The sequence below is a fragment of the Lachnoclostridium sp. Marseille-P6806 genome, assembly GCF_900625025.1.
In the GTDB taxonomy this organism is placed as follows: Bacteria; Bacillota; Clostridia; order Lachnospirales; family Lachnospiraceae; genus CAG-791.
The window spans coordinates 60,224-77,146 of the sequence record NZ_LR130579.1 but is presented as its reverse complement, the minus strand read 5'-3'; the positions used below and the strand labels follow the sequence as shown (position 1 = coordinate 77,146).

The window sequence follows — 16,923 nt, the reverse complement described above, 5'->3', positions numbered from 1 at the left end:
ACGTGGAGAATAACAACGACAGAAACCGTCAGAGCGGCGGCAGCGGCGGTCAGCCGCCCCGCCAGAACATTTTCATCTTTCTGATCGCGGCGCTGGTCACGCTCCTGAGCGTCAGCTTTTTCATGAGCAGCTTCGGAAAATCAACGCGCCGGGAGATCACCTACAATCAGTTTATCCAGATGGTGGAGAGCGGAAAGGTCGAGAGCGTGGTCATCACCTCGAACGACATCCGCATCACGCCGAAGAAGTCCGCGGAGAGCACAGAGGAGGCGATGGCCGGCCTCATCTACTACACCGGCAAGGTGGAGGAGGATGAGACGCTGACAGCGCGGCTTCTTGCAAACAATGTGGCGGTCTCCGGCGAGGTGGCCGACGGGTCGGGGATGATTTTCAGCATTCTTCTCGAATACGTTCTTCCGCTGGTTATCTTCTGGGTGCTGCTGAGCTTCCTGTTCCGCCGCATGAATAAGGCGGGCGGCGGCATCATGGGCGTCGGCAAGAGCAATGCCAAGGAATATGTGCAGAGAGATACAGGCATCACGTTCGGCGATGTGGCGGGAGAGGACGAGGCCAAGGAGTCGCTGGTGGAGGTGGTCGATTTCCTTCACAACCCCCAGCGCTATGTGGCAATCGGCGCGAAGCTCCCGAAAGGCGCTCTGCTGGTCGGCCCTCCCGGGACGGGCAAGACGCTCCTCGCCCGGGCGGTTGCAGGGGAGGCTCACGTCCCGTTTTTCTCACTCACCGGCTCGGATTTCATAGAGCTCTATGTCGGCGTGGGCGCATCCCGCGTGCGCGATCTGTTCCGGGAGGCGGAAAAGAACGCCCCCTGCATCATCTTCATCGACGAGATCGACGCCATCGGGCGGAGCCGCGACAGCCGTTTCGGCGGAAACGAGGAGCGGGAGCAGACGCTGAATCAGCTTCTTTCCGAGATGGACGGGTTCGACGCGCAGAAAGGAATTATCGTCCTCGGCGCGACCAACCGCCCCGAGATTCTTGATAAGGCGCTGCTCCGGCCTGGACGCTTTGACCGCCGGATCATCGTCGACCGTCCGGATCTCAAGGGGCGCGTCGCGATTCTCAAGGTGCACAGCAAGGACGTCAAAATGGACGAGACCGTCGATCTGAACGAGATCGCGCTGGCAACCAGCGGCGCGGTGGGCTCGGATCTCGCCAATATGATCAACGAGGCGGCGATCAACGCCGTCAAGAGCCACCGGGAGTTTGTCAGCCAGAAAGACCTCTTCGAGGCGGTCGAGCAGGTGCTCGTCGGCAAGGAGAAAAAGGACCGGATCATGAGCGCCGGGGAGCGGCGCATCGTGTCCTACCATGAGGTCGGCCATGCGCTCATCAGCGCCGTGCAGAAAAACTCCGAGCCGGTGCAGAAAATCACGATCGTGCCACGCACCATGGGCGCGCTGGGCTATGTCATGCACGTGCCGGAGGAAGAGAAATATCTCAACAGCGAGGCGGAGCTGCGGGCTATGATCGTTGGGCTGCTCGGCGGCCGTGCGGCGGAGGAGCTCAAGTTTGAGACGGTGACGACCGGCGCGGCAAACGACATCGAAAAGGCGACATCCATCGCCCGCAATATGGTTACGATGTACGGAATGAGCCGGAAATACGGTCTGATGGGACTTGCCACCGTGGAGAGCCAGTATCTGGAGGGACGCTCCAGCATGAACTGCAGCGATGCGACGGCGGCAGGCGTGGACGAGGAGGTCCGTCTCATCATCGAAGAAAGCTATCGGGAGGCGAAACGGATTCTGTCCGATAACCTCGACGTAATGGATCAGCTTGCCGCGCATCTGATTCAGAAAGAAACGATCACCGGCAAGGAATTTATGAAGATATACCGCGAGGCAAAGGGGATCCCGGAGCCGGAGGCGGCGGAGGATGCCTCGCAGCAGCCCGAAGTGCCTGCGGGGGCGGACGGAATGCCGTCCGGGAAGCAGGCTGAGGAGCCGCCGGCAGAGCAGCCGGAGGAAAAGCCGGCAGAACAGCCGGAGGAGCAGCCGGAGAACAATGCGCCGTCCGCGGGCTCTCCCCGCGGGATATTTTCCGGAGCGTCCCGCGAGGAGCTCGGGAAAAAGAACTGAGAGGGTCGTGAACACACCGTGCGGAGCGCAGAGGCAGCATGCCATGCGCTCCCGTTTCTATTGAGGAATATCAGACGTTATGCCGAATCAGCCGTCGCCAGCCACTAAAATTCACTTTGTCGTCGAGGAGGAGCTGAAAAAGCTCCCGAAGCAGCCGGGCGTCTATCTTATGCACGGCTCGGACGATGCCATTCTGTATATCGGCAAGGCGGTCAACCTCAGCAACCGCGTGCGCTCCTATTTCCGCAGGATCGTGGGACGAGGCCCCGCCATTGATCAGATGGTGCGCCAGATCTCCTATTTTGAATATATCGTCACGGACAGCGAGCTGGAGGCCCTGATTCTTGAGAACAATCTGATCAAGGAGCACCGGCCGAAGTACAATACGATGCTGGTCGACGACAAGACCTACCCCTACATCAAGGTCACGGTGAATGAGCCCTACCCGCGGCTGGTGTTCTGCCGCACGATGAAAAAGGACAAGGCGCGCTATTTCGGACCGTTCACCAGCGGGGACGCGGTCCGCGATACCATGGAGCTGCTGAACCGGATGTTTCAGCTCCGCGACTGCCACCGCGTCCTGCCGCGCGACTGCGGAAAGGAAAGGCCCTGCCTCAACTACCATATGAAGCGCTGCTGCGCGCCCTGCATCAAGGGCGAGGTGTCGGAGGAGGCCTACCGCGCGCGGATCGAGCAGGTTCTGGCGTTTCTCTCCGGGGATCATCAGTCGGTGATCCGGGATCTGACGGAGCGGATGACTGCGGCGGCGGCGGCGCTGGATTTTGAGGAGGCGGCCCGCCAGCGGGATCTCATTGCCAGCGTCCGGCAGGTCACGCAGCGGCAGAAGATGTCCGAGAGCATCGGGGAGAACCGGGATATTCTGGGCGTCGCCAAGGAAGAGGAGAATTTCGACGCGGACGCGGTCGTGCAGACGTTCTTTATCCGGGACGGCAGGCTCATCGGGCGGGAGCATTTCTATATGACCCATGTCGGGAGCGTCTCCCGCGCGGAGATTCTGTCGGATTTTATCCGGCAGTTCTATGCCGGCACGCCCTTTGTGCCGAAAGAGATCGTGCTTCCGGAGGCGATCCGGGACCGTGAGATCATCGAACAGTGGCTGAGTCAGGTGAAAGGGCAGAAAGTCTCCCTGATCACGCCTCAGCGGGGGAGCAAGGAGAAGCTCGTCGCGCTGGCGGAGGAGAATGCCCGGCTCATTCTCAGCAAGGACAGGGAGCGGCTGAAACGGGAGGAGGGGCGCACGATCGGCGCAGTCCGTGAAATTGAGGAGCTTCTTTCCATCCCCCGCGCAGAGCGCATGGAGGCCTATGATATCTCCAATATCAGCGGCTTCGCCAATGTGGGCTCCATGGTCGTCTATGAGAAAGGAAAGCCCAAGCGCAGCGATTACCGCAAGTTTTCGATCCGGACCGTTTCCGGACCGAATGACTACGCCTGCATGCACGAGGTGCTGACGCGGCGCTTCCGGCACGGGCTGGAGGAGCACTCCGGGAGCCCGGAGCGGTCGACCTCCTTTTCCAAATTTCCGGATCTGATTCTGATGGACGGCGGACGGGGGCAGGTGAACATCGCGCTGGAGGTGCTCGCGGAGCTGGGACTCTCGATTCCGGTGGCGGGCATGGTCAAGGACGACAATCACCGGACCCGGGGACTGTATTACAATAATGTCGAGGTGCCGATCGACACGCATTCCGAGGGCTTTAAGCTGATCACGAGGATTCAGGACGAGGCGCACCGCTTTGCCATCGAATATCACCGGTCGCTGCGGAGCAAGGCGCAGACCGATTCACGGCTGGATGCGATTCCCGGCGTGGGGCCGGCCCGCCGCAAGGCGCTGATGCGGCACTTCCGCTCCATTGCGGAGATCGAGGCGGCGGATGTGGAGGCGCTGGCCGCAATACCGGAAATTCCGCGCTCCGCAGCGGAGCAGATCTTCGCGTATTTCCGGAAGCAGAACAAGTGATTTTGCAGTACCGTTATGTTAGACTGATGCTGAGCAGCCGCAGCGGCGGCAGAAAGGCAGCCTATGTCCAGCATTCTTCTCAGTAAAATTGTGTCACAGATGAAGCTTGAGAATCTGACGCCCGACATTGATATATCGGGGATACGGATCACGCAGCCCGACATCAACCGGCCGGCGATCCAGCTCACCGGATATTTCGAGCACTATGAAGCAACGCGCATGCAGATCATCGGCTTTGTGGAATATTCCTATATGGAAAGCATGCCGCAGGAGCGCAAGGAGGAGATCTACGACAAGCTCCTCTCGCTGGGTTCGCCCTGCGTGGTGTTCTGCCGGGAGCTCCGGCCGGACGAGGCGTTTGTCCGTTACGCGAAAAAATATCAGGTTCCGCTGATGATGACAAAGAAAGCGACCAGCGCGTTTATGGCCGAGGTCATCCGCTGGCTGAACGTCAAGCTGGCGCCCTGTATCAGCATTCACGGCGTGCTGGTGGATGTCTACGGCGAGGGGGTTCTCCTCACCGGAGAGAGCGGCATCGGCAAGTCGGAAGCGGCGCTCGAGCTGATCAAGCGGGGCCATCGTCTGGTTTCGGACGATGTCGTCGAAATCCGCAAGGTCAGCGAGGAGACGCTCATCGGCTCGGCGCCGAATATCACCAAGCATTTTATCGAGCTGCGCGGCATCGGCATCATCGACGTCAAGACTCTGTTCGGCGTTTCGAGCGTCCGTGACACGCAGAACATCGATCTCGTCATTCAAATCGAGGACTGGGACAAGGACAAGGAATATGACCGGCTGGGACTCGAGGAGGAATATACGGAGTATCTCGGGAACCGGGTTGTCTGTCACCGGATCCCGGTGCGCCCCGGGCGGAATCTTGCGCTGCTTTGCGAGTCGGCGGCAGTGAACCACAGACAGAAGAAGATGGGCTACAATGCGGCGCAGGAGCTGTATAACCGTGTGCAGAAGTCTCTCACGAGACGGCGCGGCGAGGATGAGGACGACGAGGAATAAGAGAGCACCGGGCGGATGTCCCCGACCCGGGCGGCGCGCCCTGCGACGGGAGCGCAGAGACTTTGGGTTCCTAATGTGAGGCGTTGCTCAGGCAGGAGCCTCGTTTACCAAGGGAGAAAAGGGAGAGGAGTGTGAAAAATCACGCCGGCGCAGAGATTTCACACGGCTATTGGTACCGAAGCCCAAATAGCTTTTGATCGCAGCTGCAAAATCCGCGCAGGCGGTTTTGCGGCGCGTGCCTCGCACAAAGTGCTTCGGCAGGGAGATGATTATGAACTGTGTTTTTGGAGTGGATGTAGGCGGCACGACGGTCAAGATCGGGATGTTCGACAAGGACGGGAATAAGCAGTCCGTGTGGGAGATCCCCACGAGAACCGGCGATCAGGGGATTCATATTCTCCCGGATATCGCCGAAGCGATCAGCGGCAAGCTGGAGAAAGAGGGGCTGGACAAGGAGGATGTCATCGGCATCGGCATCGGCGTTCCCGGCCCGGTCGACAGCACCGGTACGGTGCACCGCGCGGTCAATCTCGGCTGGGGCACGTTCAACATCCGCGAGACGATGGAGGGACTGACCGGCATTAAGACTGCGGCGGGGAACGACGCGAATGTCGCGGCCCTCGGCGAGTGCTGGAAAGGCGGCGGCAAGGGCTACCGCGATATGGTCATGGTCACGCTGGGCACCGGCGTCGGCGGAGGCATCATCATCGGCGGAAAGCTGGTGGCGGGCGCGGACGGAGCCGGCGGAGAGATCGGGCATCTTCATCTGGAGGATGACGAAAAGGAGGCCTGCAACTGCGGGCATTACGGCTGCTTTGAGGAGTACGCCTCGGCGACCGGCGTCGTCCGGATCGGCCGGCGTATTCTGGAAAAATCGAAAAAGAAGAGCGTGCTCCACGGACTTTCAGAGCTCAGCTCCAAGGACATTTTTGACGCTGCGGTGAAAGGGGACGAGGTTGCGGCGGAGATTACGAAGCGCTACGGCTATTATCTCGGCAAGGGTCTGGCCGTGGTTGCATCGGTGCTCAATCCGGAAATTTTCGTTCTCGGCGGCGGCGTATCCAAGGCCGGGGACAATCTGATCTTCCTGCTGAAGCCCTCGTTCAAAGAGTATTGTTTCCCAGGCGCGGCAGATGTCCGGTTTGCGCTGGCGACACTGGGAAATGATGCGGGAATGTACGGCGCGGCGAAGCTGGTGCTGTAAGAACAACACGGGGAACAGATACGGAACACGGATGAACAACACGGAATTGACAGACGCTCTGCGGGATTTTCTCGCAGACGGACAGATACTCGCCGGGGAATCGATGAGCGCGCACAGCTCGTTTCGGACCGGCGGACCGGCGGAGCTTTTCATACAGGTATACACGGCGGCGGAGCTGCGGCGCACGCTGGCTCTGCTCGCCGGAGCGGGGATGCCGGTTTTTCTCCTCGGAAGAGGGACAAATATTCTTGTCGGGGACGGGGGCTTTCGCGGCGCGGTTGTCTCCGTGGCGTCGCGGAGCCCGTATTCCCTGACGGATACTGTCGATGAGCAGCGTCTGCCGGCAGCGGCGGCACGGGGGACGCAGGGTGCGTCCTCCGGCGGAGACGGGGAGCTTCTGCTTCCGCTTCCCGCAGAGCTGCCGCGGCTGGATGCCATCCGGGTGTGCGGCCGGAGGATCTGCTGCGGGGCAGGGGCGTCCCTTGCGGGCGTCAGCGCGGCGGCGCGGGATCACGGTCTTGCGGGACTCGAATTTGCCGCGGGAATCCCCGGCTCTGTCGGCGGCGCGCTGGTCATGAACGCCGGAGCCTACGGCGGAGAGATGAAAAGGGTTGTGGAGTCGGCGGACATGCTCTGTCCGGACGGGCGTGTGCAGACCTGCTCCTGTGAGGAAATGGAGTTCGGCTATCGCCGCAGCATCCTCCGGGGGAGCGGCGCGGCAGCGCTGGGGGCAGTGTTTGCCCTCACGGAGGACGAGCCGGAGCGCATCCGGGAGAGGATGGAGGAGCTCGCGGAAAAACGGCGCGCCAGACAGCCGCTGGAATTTGGCAGCGCAGGGAGCACGTTCAAGAGACCGGAGGGGCATTTTGCCGGACAGCTCATCGAAGAGGCGGGCCTCCGGGGCTTTCGGATCGGGGACGCGCAGGTTTCGGAGAAGCACTGCGGATTTGTGATCAACCGCGGCAGGGCCACGGCGGCGGAGCTCCGCGCCGTGATTGAGGCCGTGCAGAAACGGGTGATGGAGAACAGCGGGATTTCGCTCGAACGGGAAGTGATTCTGCTGGGGGAGTTTTGACGTATGCAGATCGTAGTAGTGACGGGAATGAGCGGCGGCGGAAAAATGACGGCCATCAAAATGCTGGAGGATCAGGGCTTTTACTGTGTAGATAATCTTCCCGTCCGCCTGATCGACAAATTCATGGATCTGATGGCGGCGCCGGGCAGCGAAATCACGCGGGTCTGCATCGGCATCGACGTGCGCTCGGACGGCTCCTTTGATTATGTGCTGGATGTCCTGAACGCGCTGAAAGAAAAGGGTTATGACTACCAGATTCTGTTCATGGACGCGAGCGACGAGGTTCTGATCAAGCGCTATAAGGAATCCCGCCGCGCGCATCCCGTCGCGCCGAACGGGCGCGTGGAGGAGGGCATTGCGCGGGAGAGGGAAATTCTCCGCGTCATCAAGGAGCAGGCGGATTATGTGTTCGACACATCCAATCTGCTGACCCGGGAGCTGAAAGCGGAGCTGATCAAAATTTTTCAGGAAAACAAGGATTACAATTCCCTGATCGTCTCCGTCATGTCGTTCGGCTTCAAATACGGGATCCCGGCGGACGCCGATCTGGTCTTTGACGTGCGTTTTCTTCCGAACCCCTATTATATTGACTCGATGAAGCATCTGACCGGGGACGACGCGCCGGTCAGGGACTATGTTCTGTCCTTTCCGCAGACGCAGGAGTTCCTGCACAAGCTGATCGACATGATCCGCTATCTGATCCCCTACTATGTCAAGGAGGGGAAAAACCAGCTTGTCATCGCGGTGGGCTGTACCGGCGGGCAGCACCGGAGCGTCACGCTGGCGAACGAGCTGTACCGGGAGCTCAAGGACCACGGGGCTTATGGTCTGAATCTGTTTCATCGGGACGAGAAAAAACATTCGTAGGTGGTCTATGTCTTTTTCAGGAGAGGTGAAAGCGGAACTTCTTTCGGTGATTTCTCCGGACCGGGCGGGGAGGCTCGCGGAGGCCGCCGCCATTTTCCGCAGCGAGGGGGAGTCTGCGCCCGGAACGTCGGGAAAACCGTGCATTTCCCTGCGCTCCGGAGGAACGGAGGCGGTCAGAAAGGGCTTTACTTTGCTGCAGAAAGCCGGTATTATCAAAAAAGTGACGGCGGCTCGGCTGAGCGAAGCGCTTTCGGGCGGACTGCGGCGGATCGGTCCGGAGAACCTTGCAGAGTGGGCGGCTGTCCGGGAGGCGCTGTGGACTTCCGGTTCCGGCCTGCCGGAGGACGGGGGACGGCCGCCGGGGACGGAGGACGCACGCCGCGCCTTTCTCCGGGGATGTTTTCTCTGCATCGGCTCCATGAGCGATCCGGGGAGGGAATATCATCTTGAGTTTGTGTGCGCGGAGGAGCGGCAGGCGGAAGAGCTGACCGGTCTTCTGGCACGGGAGTCGCTTCACGCGAAAACGGTGCTGCGGCGCAGCAGTCAGGTGGTCTATCTGAAAGAGTCCGAGGCGATTGCCGATCTTCTCACCATGATGGGCGCGCATCGGAGCGTCATGGCGATGGAAAACCTGAAGATACGAAAGGAAATCGCCAACCAGATCAACCGGCAGGTCAACTGCGAGACCTCGAATCTGATGAAGACGGTAGCGGCATCCGGGCGGCAGATTACAGATATCCGCTATCTGAAAGAGCACGGCGGCTTCGGATCGCTTCCGGAGGTTCTGCGTCAGACCGCTGAGAACCGGCTGCGGTATCCGGATGCGACGCTGCTGGAGCTCGGAAATATGGCGGTGCCGCCGGTGGGAAAATCAGGAGTGAATCACAGACTGCGGAAGCTCTCCGAGACGGCACAGGAGCTGCGCAGGCAGTCGGAATCCTTATGAGACTAATGTGTTGGGGGGCAATACATTGGTTATCAGTGGTAAGGAGGAGATTATGATCAGTAAATCGATGACGGTGGGGCTTCCCGGCGGGCTCGATGCACGCCCGGTGGCAGAGCTGGTACAGGTGGCAAGCCGCTACGCAAGCAATATTCATATTGAGTGCGGCACGATTAAGGTCAATGCCAAGAGCATCATGGGGATGATGACGCTGGACCTTGACAAGGGGCAGGCGGTCACAATCGAGGCGGACGGCAGCGACGAAAAGGCTGCGCTGGAGGGCTTGGAGGCCTTTCTGAAAGGTCTGCTCTCGGCAGACGGAAGTCTTTGAAGCTTTGAAGCAAGGTAAAACAGTATAAAAATCATCATGCCGAAGCACTTTGTGCGAGGCACGCGCCGCAAAATCAGCGCATCAGCGTAATTTTTCACGCTAATCCCTCTCTGCATCCCGGCAGTTCACACCGGAAATAGAGAGGGATTTTTTCTGCCCGGAAATCAAAAAACGGATGAGTCCGTATCTGCTGCCTGCAGCGGGGCATCTGACGTGTCTTCGGGAGCCGGATCCGGCCGGAGGAGGCGGTACCGGCAAAGCTGTCCCTGCGCGGAGGGGACGGGATGGAACCCGAGCTTTGCAAGGAGAGCCCTTGACGGAAGATTCCCGGGGCGGGTGCAGGCCTCGACCCGCCCGAGGGCAAGCTCCCGGAACGCAAAGCGCAGAATCGCGCGGCAGGCCTCCTCGGCAAAGCCGCGCCGCCGCATGTCCCCGGCAATGAGATAGCTGAGCTCCGGGCAGGAGACAGCCTCGGAAGCGGAGCTGTTCTCCGGTGGAAAGGAGAAACCGGCGAGGCCGATGGGGCGCCCGCCCTGTTTTCTTTCAAGCATCCACAGGCCGTAATTGTAGAGCGGATAGATGTTTTGGATATAGGCGCGCAGAAAGTCCCGCGCGGCATCGGGCTCCGCCGGATCGCAGGGGAGAAAACGGCGCGTCTTGGGATCATGGCAGAGCGTGAGAAGCTCCGGGAGATCCCGATCATCCGCCTCGCGGATGATGAGGCGCCCGGTTGTGAGCACGGTCCATGGGATGCCGGCCGTCCGGGCGTGGATGCGCCGAAATTCGGAGGGCCACATATTCCCTGCCTGCGCCGCGATCTCCTGTGCCGAGGAGATCGCGGCGCAGGAATTGTACTCGTGCAGGAGCCCCGCGCATAAAAAGCCCTCGTTCCGGAGGCGCCGCAGGCCGGCGTCGCTGTCTGCGAGGAAGAGCGCTTCGGCGGCGGTCTCCCGGTCTGGCAGCGGCGAGGACAGGAGAAAAATCTCCGATCCCTCAAAATCTTCCCGGACAGAGTCGCGCGCCGCCGTGACAGCGGACAGCGTTTCCTGTAATATAGTGGAAGTGCAGGCCGAATCATCGACCAGAAAATGTACAAAACGAAGCATGACGTTATCGTAACACGCAGACAGAACAAATGGGAGAAAACAATGGAAGAGAAAACGCTCAGAATCACAATCACGATGAAAGACGGAGGCGTGATGGCCGGGGAGCTGTACCCCGATACGGCGCCGCTTACGGTGGAGAATTTCAAAAAGCTGGCGGATTCCGGCTTTTATAACGGGCTGATTTTTCATCGGATCATTCCCGGCTTTATGATTCAGGGCGGCGATCCGGAGGGAACCGGAACCGGCGGCCCGGGCTGGACGATCAAGGGTGAGTTTGCGGGCAACGGGGTCAAGAATGATCTGAAGCATACGCGCGGGGTTCTGTCCATGGCGCGCACCATGGATCCCAATTCCGCTGGCTCTCAGTTTTTTGTCATGCATGCGGACGCGCCGCACCTCGACGGGCAGTACGCCGCGTTCGGCAGGATCACCGAGGGGCTTGATGTGCTCGATCGGATCGCGGGGACGAAAACGGACTGGAGCGACCGGCCGTATGAGGATCAGGTGATTGCAACCATTGCGGTGGGATAAAAGCGGACGGGGCCGGTTGCGGCGCCGACGAGTCTTCGCAGGAGGGGGTATGGATGGTTCCCTCCGACACGTCGATGGCCTTTGATATGGTTTCGACGATCTCATATCCGTAACGGTTTCTTCTGCATGTCAGAGCCGGGTGGTCGTTTTCCCTTGCGTACAGAGTGCGGTACTTGCTGGGGGAGCAGCCGGTGATCTGCCGGAAGACGCGGTTAAAGCTCGAGATGCTTTGAAAACCCGACTGAAACGCGGTGTCCGTGATGGAAAGAGACGGATAAGACAGGAGCCCCACTGCCTGTTCAATTCGTTTTCGGGAGAGATATTCCTTGAAAGTGGAGCCCGTGTAGGTGCGGAATATACGGGAAAAATAATAACGTGACAGGCCTGCGATCTGCGCGATCTCTTCTTCAGAAAGGTCTGTCTGACAATGCCTGCTGATGTATGAGCAGGCATATTTTATTTTGATGAAAGCCTCGTTAGACGAGTTGCGGGGGGACAGGGCACTTTGCGGGTCTTCCATAGCGTTCCGTGCGAGGGCGAGGAGGATGGATATGATGCGCTGCTTGATTTCTGTCTCGATAAAAGGATCGCCGGAGTAATAAAAGGTTCGTATCTCCTGGAGCAATACGGAAATCTCCCTGTTCAGCTGCGGGAAATCTGCGCGGGAAATCAGATGATATTTGGTGAGCTGACGCAGATACATGGAGAGATCGTGGTGCTGGTCAAGGATCTGGGGACTGAACTGGAGAATCAACTGTTTTCCTTTGGGAGCACTGTCGGTAGAATGGAGTTCTGCCGGCCAGACAAGCAGGATATCGCCCTGACACAGGTGGTACGGGGTTCCGCCTACAGTGTCTATGCAGCCGTCGGCCAGCGCCTGCACAAATTCAGCGGAAACATGCCAGTGCGTGGGAAAGGAACCGGGGGATTTATCTAAGGCGACATTGATTTCCGGATGATCGAAACGGAGGACTTCTTTGTTGTTCAGCTTCATGTCCGGACTCCTTTTGGGCAAAAAACAGGAACTGAAATCTGAAAAATTTATACTGGATACAGCAGGAAATGCACAGAATCACGAAAAACAAAGCATATATATTCTAAAAATATCATAATTACACATAGAAAGAAAGAAAAATCAGAGATAATAAAAAAAGATAATGGGATTTTGGCAAAAAATAGTAAAAATAATGCAATAACTGATGAGACTTATTATTTGCCTCTATTTAGTATGAAAACAGACCCGCTGCGGATGATGTGGAATGAAAGGAGGACAGACGATGAAAAATAGAAAGGGACTGGCACTGGTTACGGCATCAGCGCTGTTTGCCACTGTTTTTTCGGGCTGCGGGAGCACGTCGCCGGCAGCGGAGGTGCCGGCCGGAGAAGCGCCTGCGTCAGAGGCGGAAAAGAGCGCTCTGGCAGACGCAAAGACGTCGATAAAGACCGTGACAATGGGAAATTCTCAGATTGAGGTGGAAGTGACGGATCCGGGTTTCTCTGGCTCCTTTACCTACTGGTCTGCCTTTACGGGGGACTCGGCGGACTGGGATCAGACACGGGTGGACGCATTTAATGAGGCATACCGTGACCTCGGCATAAGTTGTGAGGTGCAGTATGTCCCGGACGGCGCCGGAATCAATAACGGTAAGCTGCTATCGGCGATCGCGGGGGGAACGGCTCCGGATCTGCTGGTGACAGACAGCCCGGTGAGTGCATATCAGTATGCGGCGGAGGGATCGTTCATGCCGCTGGATGAGAAGCTGAAAGCAATCGGTCTTGATACCTCATCGTTCTTTGCGGGCTGCAGGGATGTGATGTATTACAACGATAAAATCTATCTTGTTCCGCAGGATACGAATGTCATCATGCTGTATTACAATCCGGAGATTGTGCGCGAGTGCGGGATGGATCCGGAGAAGCCGCCGAAGAATCTGGAGGAGCTGAATGTGTGGGCGGATGCGATGACCATACAGACGGCGGATGGAAGCTATACGCGTTTCGGTCTGATTCCGTGGCTGGATTCGGGGAACGATGCGTTTACTCTTCCGTATCTGTTCGGAGCAAATCCCTATGAAAAGGAGACGAACAGGATCAATCTGACCAGCGATGCCATGATCATCTATATGAAATGGATCCGGGATTTTGCAGCAAAGTATGACGCGGAAAGGATCAATGCGTTTTCCTCGGGGCTTGGCGGGATGTTTTCCCCGGATCATCCGTTCATGACGGGGAAGGTCGCCATGACGATTACCGGCAATTGGTTTTCGGAGGCTCTCCGACGGTATGCGCCCGATGTGCCATACGAGGTGTGCCCGGTCCCGGTTCCTGAGGGAGGAAGAGCAGAGTCGACGACGTTCGGCTGCAATGTGTTTGCGATTCCGCAGGGAACATCCCCGGAAAAATCGGAGCTGGCGGCACTGTTCATCAAGTTCTGCGAGCAGGGTTCGGTCAATGAGGACAATTTTGCGCAGTGGCGTTCCATTCCGGTTATTGACGCGGCGTTTGATGATGTAAGTCTTACAAAGAACGGGGATGAGATGTATGCGCTCGAACGCAGAATTGCCAATTCTCCCGAGAATGGCATTCCTGCACTGTGTTCGGTATCTGCGGAGCTCGCCTCTCAGTTCCAGACGGTCCGTGACAACGTGGTTTATCAGGGGGCGGATCCTCAGACGGTTCTGAAAGAGCTGGAGGACAACATGCAGAGAACAATGGAGACAAAGTAGTATCCGACTGGATGCCGGTCTGCGGACGCTCTGTTTTTGCAGGCGTCCGCAGGATATTTGTCCTGGGAAGTGAGGCGATATGACGAAGAATATAAATCTTTATAAAGCGGGTGTCGCTTTCCGGCGGGGGCTGATTTATCTGCTGCTTTTTCTGTTCGCCATGATATTCCTGCTTCCGTTCCTGTTTCTTCTCACCGGCTCATTCAAGACGACCAGTGAGCTGTTTTCTGTACCGTTTCACTGGCTGCCGGAGAAATGGACGTTTGACAACTATTATGCGGTATTTCATAATATCCCGTTTTTCCGCTATCTGCGGAATACGCTGATCATTGTAGTGTTTAATATCATTGCGGCTCTTGTGTCCAATTCTCTTGTGGGCTACGGCTTTGCGAGACTCCGCTGGCCGGGACGGGACAAGGTGTTCATGATTGTAATTGTGACTATGATTCTGCCGTATCAGGTCACGCTGATTCCGGTCTACATGATGTTTACAAAGCTTCGCTGGATCGGTACCTTTCTGCCGCTGACGGTTCCCGGCTTTTTCGGGAATGCATTTTATATTTTTCTGATGCGGCAGTTTCTGGCAGGAATCCCGCGGGAGATCACGGAATCGGCTCGGATTGACGGGGCAAATGAGCTGCAGATCTATGCGAGGCTGTTTCTGCCGATTTCCAAGCCGGTTCTCGCAACGGTTGCAATTATGTCGTTTATGCGGGCATGGAATGATTTTCTCGGACCTCTGATCTTTCTCGGCAGTGACCAGCGCTATACGTTGTCTCTTGCGGCCTCAATGCTTCGGTCAAATCTGGACCCGAACTGGGAGCTTCTTCTGGCGCTGGGGGCGGTCATGGTTATTCCGGTGCTGATTCTGTTTTTTCTGCTGCAGAGGTATTTCATACAGGGGATCACCATGAGCGGCATCAAGGGGTGACGCGGTGATCCGACGGAGAAAGGCGGTTTGCCCCGAGAGGAGGGTGCGTATGACACGCAGAGAACGAAGGGAGGCGCGCAGCGGTCTGCTGTTTGTGCTGCCGTGGATGCTCGGTTTTCTGATTTTCACGCTGTATCCGATTCTGTGCTCGCTGTATTACAGTATGTGCAATTATTCTGTGATCGGTGCGCCGAAGTTCATCGGTGCAGCGAATTATATCAATCTGCTCCGGGATAGAACATTTCTGGCGTCCTGCTTTAATACGGCGTACATGATTCTGATCGGCGTTCCGGTGACGACCGTCATTGCCGTGACGGTTTCTGTTCTTCTTAATTACCGCAAGCTCCGGGGAACGGGCTGGATGCGGGTGGTTTTTTTCGTTCCGACGCTGGTGCCGACCGTGGTGGCCTGTCTTCTTTGGATCTGGGTGATGCAGCCGGACAGCGGGATTGTCAATACCCTGCTTGGTTATATCGGCATCCGGGGACCTGGTTGGCTCTCGAGCCCGGCATGGGCGAAGCCGGCATTTCTCCTCATGATGATATGGACTTGCGGCAATGCGGTCATTATTTATCTGGCGGGGCTCCAGGATATCTCTCCGACCCTTTATGACGCGGCAGCGATCGACGGGGCGGGCTTTGTCCGACAATCTTTCTACATCACGGTACCTCTTCTGCGGCCGACCATTCTCTACAATGTGGTGACGCTGATTATCGGTGTGTTTCAGTGGTTTGCGGAGCCCTATATCATGACGGAGGGAGGACCGAGCAACGCGACGATGTTTTATTCCCTGTATCTTTATCAGAATGCGTTCACCTTTTTCAAAATGGGCTATGCGTCGGCACAGGCATGGATCATGCTGTTGATGGCGATGATCATTATTGCGGCGCTGTTCAAGGGTTTCCGTTTCGGAGAGACCGAGATGGGTTAACGCAGGGGTACACAGAGCAGGCGGGGCCTGCAGGAAAGGAGCTTTGTGAGGCGGGTCGGAGTGGGAATCATAGGGTGCGGAGTGATCAGCAGCGTCTACCTCCGGGATCTGCAAAGGCTGTGGGAAAAGGAGCTCTGCATCCGGGCTGTCGCGGATGCGGTGGAGGAGCGGGCACGGGAGCAGGCGGAAAAATTCGGGATCGCGCAGGCCTGCAGTGTGGAGGAACTGCTTTGTGACGGGAGCATTGAGCTGGTGATCAATCTGACGCCGCCTCGCTCTCATACGGAGCTGAATCGCCGTATTCTTGCGGCAGGCAAGAACCTGTTCTGTGAGAAGCCGTTTGCTTTGACTCTTGAGGATGCGCAGGGGACGCTTGCCCTCGCGGAGGAGAAAGGGCTGCGCATCGGCTGTGCTCCGGACACGTTTCTTGGAAGCTCTTTCAAAACCTGTCGCAAACTCGTGAAAGACGGCTGGATCGGGAAGGCGCTGTATGTCAGTGCCAATATGATGAACAGCGGAGTGGAGACATGGCATCCGGAACCGTACAGTTATTACCGGGAGGGCGGGGGGCCGATCTGTGATATGGGCGGTTACTATTTTGCCGCACTGGTGTCGCTGTTCGGCGAGGCGGCCTCGGTCTATGCGGTGTCCGGAACCGGATGGCAGGAGCGGGAAATTTTTTCGCAGCCGCATTTCGGCGACCGGATTCCGGTCGAGACGCCGACGTTTTATTCGATTGTGCTTACGATGCGGAGCGGCGTTCTGGTCACGATGAATTTCAGCTTTGACATCTGGCACAGCAGTCTTCCGATGTTTGAGATTTACGGCACGGACGGGACTCTGAACGTCCCGGATCCGAATATGTATGGAGGTGTGCCGCAGATCTACCGAAAAGAGCAGAAGCTTGCCGGAAGCTTCGGGGGAACGGATACGGGAAACGGTGAGCCGCTCCGCCTGCCGGAGCTCTTTCAGGATGTGGGAGAGTATGTGCGCGGGGCGGGAGTGGCTGAGCTTGCCCGGGCGATTGCGGAGGATGGAATGAATGAGTCGAATGGCATGCTGGGAGTTCATGTCGTGGATATCATGACAGGGATCATGCGGTCGGCGGAAACCGGCAGACCGTATGAGCTGGTGACGCACTATGAGACGGCAGTGGCCGTAAAATAACGTTTTTCTGTCAGTAT

Annotated in this window: 15 protein-coding genes; 13 read left to right on the top strand and 2 right to left on the bottom strand. The window is 57.8% G+C overall.

Features of this window, described 5'->3' with window-relative positions; translation table 11 throughout:
* Positions 1 to 2 precede the first annotated feature (2 nt).
* The 8 genes from ftsH to E0E20_RS08335 all read left to right on the top strand — a co-directional run bounded on the left by ftsH (position 3) and on the right by E0E20_RS08335 (position 9,514).
* On the top strand, positions 3 to 2,099 hold the full coding sequence (ftsH, locus tag E0E20_RS08370) for an ATP-dependent zinc metalloprotease FtsH (RefSeq protein WP_442911478.1): 2,097 nt from the start codon (positions 3 to 5) through the stop codon (positions 2,097 to 2,099).
* A gap of 79 nt (positions 2,100 to 2,178) precedes the next feature.
* Positions 2,179 to 4,080, top strand: a complete 1,902-nt coding sequence (uvrC, locus tag E0E20_RS08365) for an excinuclease ABC subunit UvrC (protein ID WP_130837755.1) — start codon at positions 2,179 to 2,181, stop codon at positions 4,078 to 4,080.
* Between the two features lie 63 nt (positions 4,081 to 4,143).
* Positions 4,144 to 5,094: an HPr(Ser) kinase/phosphatase gene (hprK, locus tag E0E20_RS08360; protein WP_130837754.1), complete on the top strand. Its 951-nt coding sequence runs from the start codon at positions 4,144 to 4,146 to the stop codon at positions 5,092 to 5,094.
* 271 nt (positions 5,095 to 5,365) lie between these two features.
* Positions 5,366 to 6,298: an ROK family glucokinase gene (locus tag E0E20_RS08355; RefSeq protein WP_330508883.1), complete on the top strand. Its 933-nt coding sequence runs from the start codon at positions 5,366 to 5,368 to the stop codon at positions 6,296 to 6,298.
* A 31-nt stretch (positions 6,299 to 6,329) separates the two neighbouring features.
* On the top strand, positions 6,330 to 7,373 hold the full coding sequence (murB, locus tag E0E20_RS08350) for a UDP-N-acetylmuramate dehydrogenase (protein WP_165444038.1): 1,044 nt from the start codon (positions 6,330 to 6,332) through the stop codon (positions 7,371 to 7,373).
* A gap of 3 nt (positions 7,374 to 7,376) precedes the next feature.
* The gene (gene rapZ / locus E0E20_RS08345; RefSeq protein ID WP_130837752.1) at positions 7,377 to 8,240 is read left to right on the top strand and encodes an RNase adapter RapZ; all 864 of its coding nucleotides are present in this window, start codon (positions 7,377 to 7,379) and stop codon (positions 8,238 to 8,240) included.
* A 7-nt stretch (positions 8,241 to 8,247) separates the two neighbouring features.
* The gene (gene whiA / locus E0E20_RS08340) at positions 8,248 to 9,186 is read left to right on the top strand and encodes a DNA-binding protein WhiA (protein WP_130837751.1); all 939 of its coding nucleotides are present in this window, start codon (positions 8,248 to 8,250) and stop codon (positions 9,184 to 9,186) included.
* Positions 9,187 to 9,238: 52 nt separating this feature from the next.
* On the top strand, positions 9,239 to 9,514 hold the full coding sequence (locus E0E20_RS08335; protein WP_130837750.1) for an HPr family phosphocarrier protein: 276 nt from the start codon (positions 9,239 to 9,241) through the stop codon (positions 9,512 to 9,514).
* A gap of 164 nt (positions 9,515 to 9,678) precedes the next feature.
* Here E0E20_RS08335 and E0E20_RS08330 read toward each other — a convergent pair whose 3' ends face one another.
* Positions 9,679 to 10,620 carry a GNAT family N-acetyltransferase gene (locus tag E0E20_RS08330; RefSeq protein ID WP_130837749.1) on the bottom strand — a complete coding sequence of 314 codons (942 nt, stop codon included), beginning with the start codon at positions 10,618 to 10,620 and terminating at the stop codon, positions 9,679 to 9,681.
* Between the two features lie 42 nt (positions 10,621 to 10,662).
* On the opposite strand from E0E20_RS08330, the gene E0E20_RS08325 reads away from it, so the two are divergent.
* A complete protein-coding gene (locus tag E0E20_RS08325; RefSeq protein WP_130837748.1) occupies positions 10,663 to 11,151 on the top strand; it encodes a peptidylprolyl isomerase in 489 nt (162 codons plus the stop codon).
* On the opposite strand, the gene E0E20_RS08320 is transcribed toward E0E20_RS08325, so the two are convergent.
* Positions 11,048 to 12,145 (bottom strand): AraC family transcriptional regulator, encoded by a 1,098-nt coding sequence (locus tag E0E20_RS08320; protein ID WP_130837747.1) that lies wholly within the window; start codon positions 12,143 to 12,145, stop codon positions 11,048 to 11,050. The genes E0E20_RS08325 and E0E20_RS08320 overlap by 104 nt on opposite strands.
* A gap of 283 nt (positions 12,146 to 12,428) precedes the next feature.
* Between E0E20_RS08320 and E0E20_RS08315 the strand changes: the two genes are divergently transcribed.
* The 4 genes from E0E20_RS08315 (at position 12,429) to E0E20_RS08300 (ending at position 16,906) form a co-directional block, all read left to right on the top strand.
* The gene (locus E0E20_RS08315; RefSeq protein WP_165444037.1) at positions 12,429 to 13,877 is read left to right on the top strand and encodes an extracellular solute-binding protein; all 1,449 of its coding nucleotides are present in this window, start codon (positions 12,429 to 12,431) and stop codon (positions 13,875 to 13,877) included.
* A gap of 79 nt (positions 13,878 to 13,956) precedes the next feature.
* Positions 13,957 to 14,808, top strand: coding sequence for a carbohydrate ABC transporter permease (locus E0E20_RS08310; RefSeq protein ID WP_130837745.1), 852 nt, complete (start codon positions 13,957 to 13,959; stop codon positions 14,806 to 14,808).
* A gap of 49 nt (positions 14,809 to 14,857) precedes the next feature.
* On the top strand, positions 14,858 to 15,739 hold the full coding sequence (locus E0E20_RS08305) for a carbohydrate ABC transporter permease (RefSeq protein ID WP_130837744.1): 882 nt from the start codon (positions 14,858 to 14,860) through the stop codon (positions 15,737 to 15,739).
* A gap of 45 nt (positions 15,740 to 15,784) precedes the next feature.
* Positions 15,785 to 16,906, top strand: coding sequence for a Gfo/Idh/MocA family protein (locus E0E20_RS08300; RefSeq protein ID WP_130837743.1), 1,122 nt, complete (start codon positions 15,785 to 15,787; stop codon positions 16,904 to 16,906).
* The last annotated feature ends 17 nt before the right edge of the window (positions 16,907 to 16,923 follow it).

Coding starts and splice junctions, on each gene's coding strand:
- uvrC (WP_130837755.1), top strand. CDS start 2,179: ATGCCGAATCAGCCGTCGCCAGCCACTAAAATTCACTTTGTCGTCGAG.
- hprK (WP_130837754.1), top strand. CDS start 4,144: ATGTCCAGCATTCTTCTCAGTAAAATTGTGTCACAGATGAAGCTTGAG.
- E0E20_RS08355 (WP_330508883.1), top strand. CDS start 5,366: ATGAACTGTGTTTTTGGAGTGGATGTAGGCGGCACGACGGTCAAGATC.
- murB (WP_165444038.1), top strand. CDS start 6,330: ATGAACAACACGGAATTGACAGACGCTCTGCGGGATTTTCTCGCAGAC.
- rapZ (WP_130837752.1), top strand. CDS start 7,377: ATGCAGATCGTAGTAGTGACGGGAATGAGCGGCGGCGGAAAAATGACG.
- whiA (WP_130837751.1), top strand. CDS start 8,248: ATGTCTTTTTCAGGAGAGGTGAAAGCGGAACTTCTTTCGGTGATTTCT.
- E0E20_RS08335 (WP_130837750.1), top strand. CDS start 9,239: ATGATCAGTAAATCGATGACGGTGGGGCTTCCCGGCGGGCTCGATGCA.
- E0E20_RS08330 (WP_130837749.1), bottom strand. CDS start 10,620: ATGCTTCGTTTTGTACATTTTCTGGTCGATGATTCGGCCTGCACTTCC.
- E0E20_RS08325 (WP_130837748.1), top strand. CDS start 10,663: ATGGAAGAGAAAACGCTCAGAATCACAATCACGATGAAAGACGGAGGC.
- E0E20_RS08320 (WP_130837747.1), bottom strand. CDS start 12,145: ATGAAGCTGAACAACAAAGAAGTCCTCCGTTTCGATCATCCGGAAATC.
- E0E20_RS08315 (WP_165444037.1), top strand. CDS start 12,429: ATGAAAAATAGAAAGGGACTGGCACTGGTTACGGCATCAGCGCTGTTT.
- E0E20_RS08310 (WP_130837745.1), top strand. CDS start 13,957: ATGACGAAGAATATAAATCTTTATAAAGCGGGTGTCGCTTTCCGGCGG.
- E0E20_RS08305 (WP_130837744.1), top strand. CDS start 14,858: ATGACACGCAGAGAACGAAGGGAGGCGCGCAGCGGTCTGCTGTTTGTG.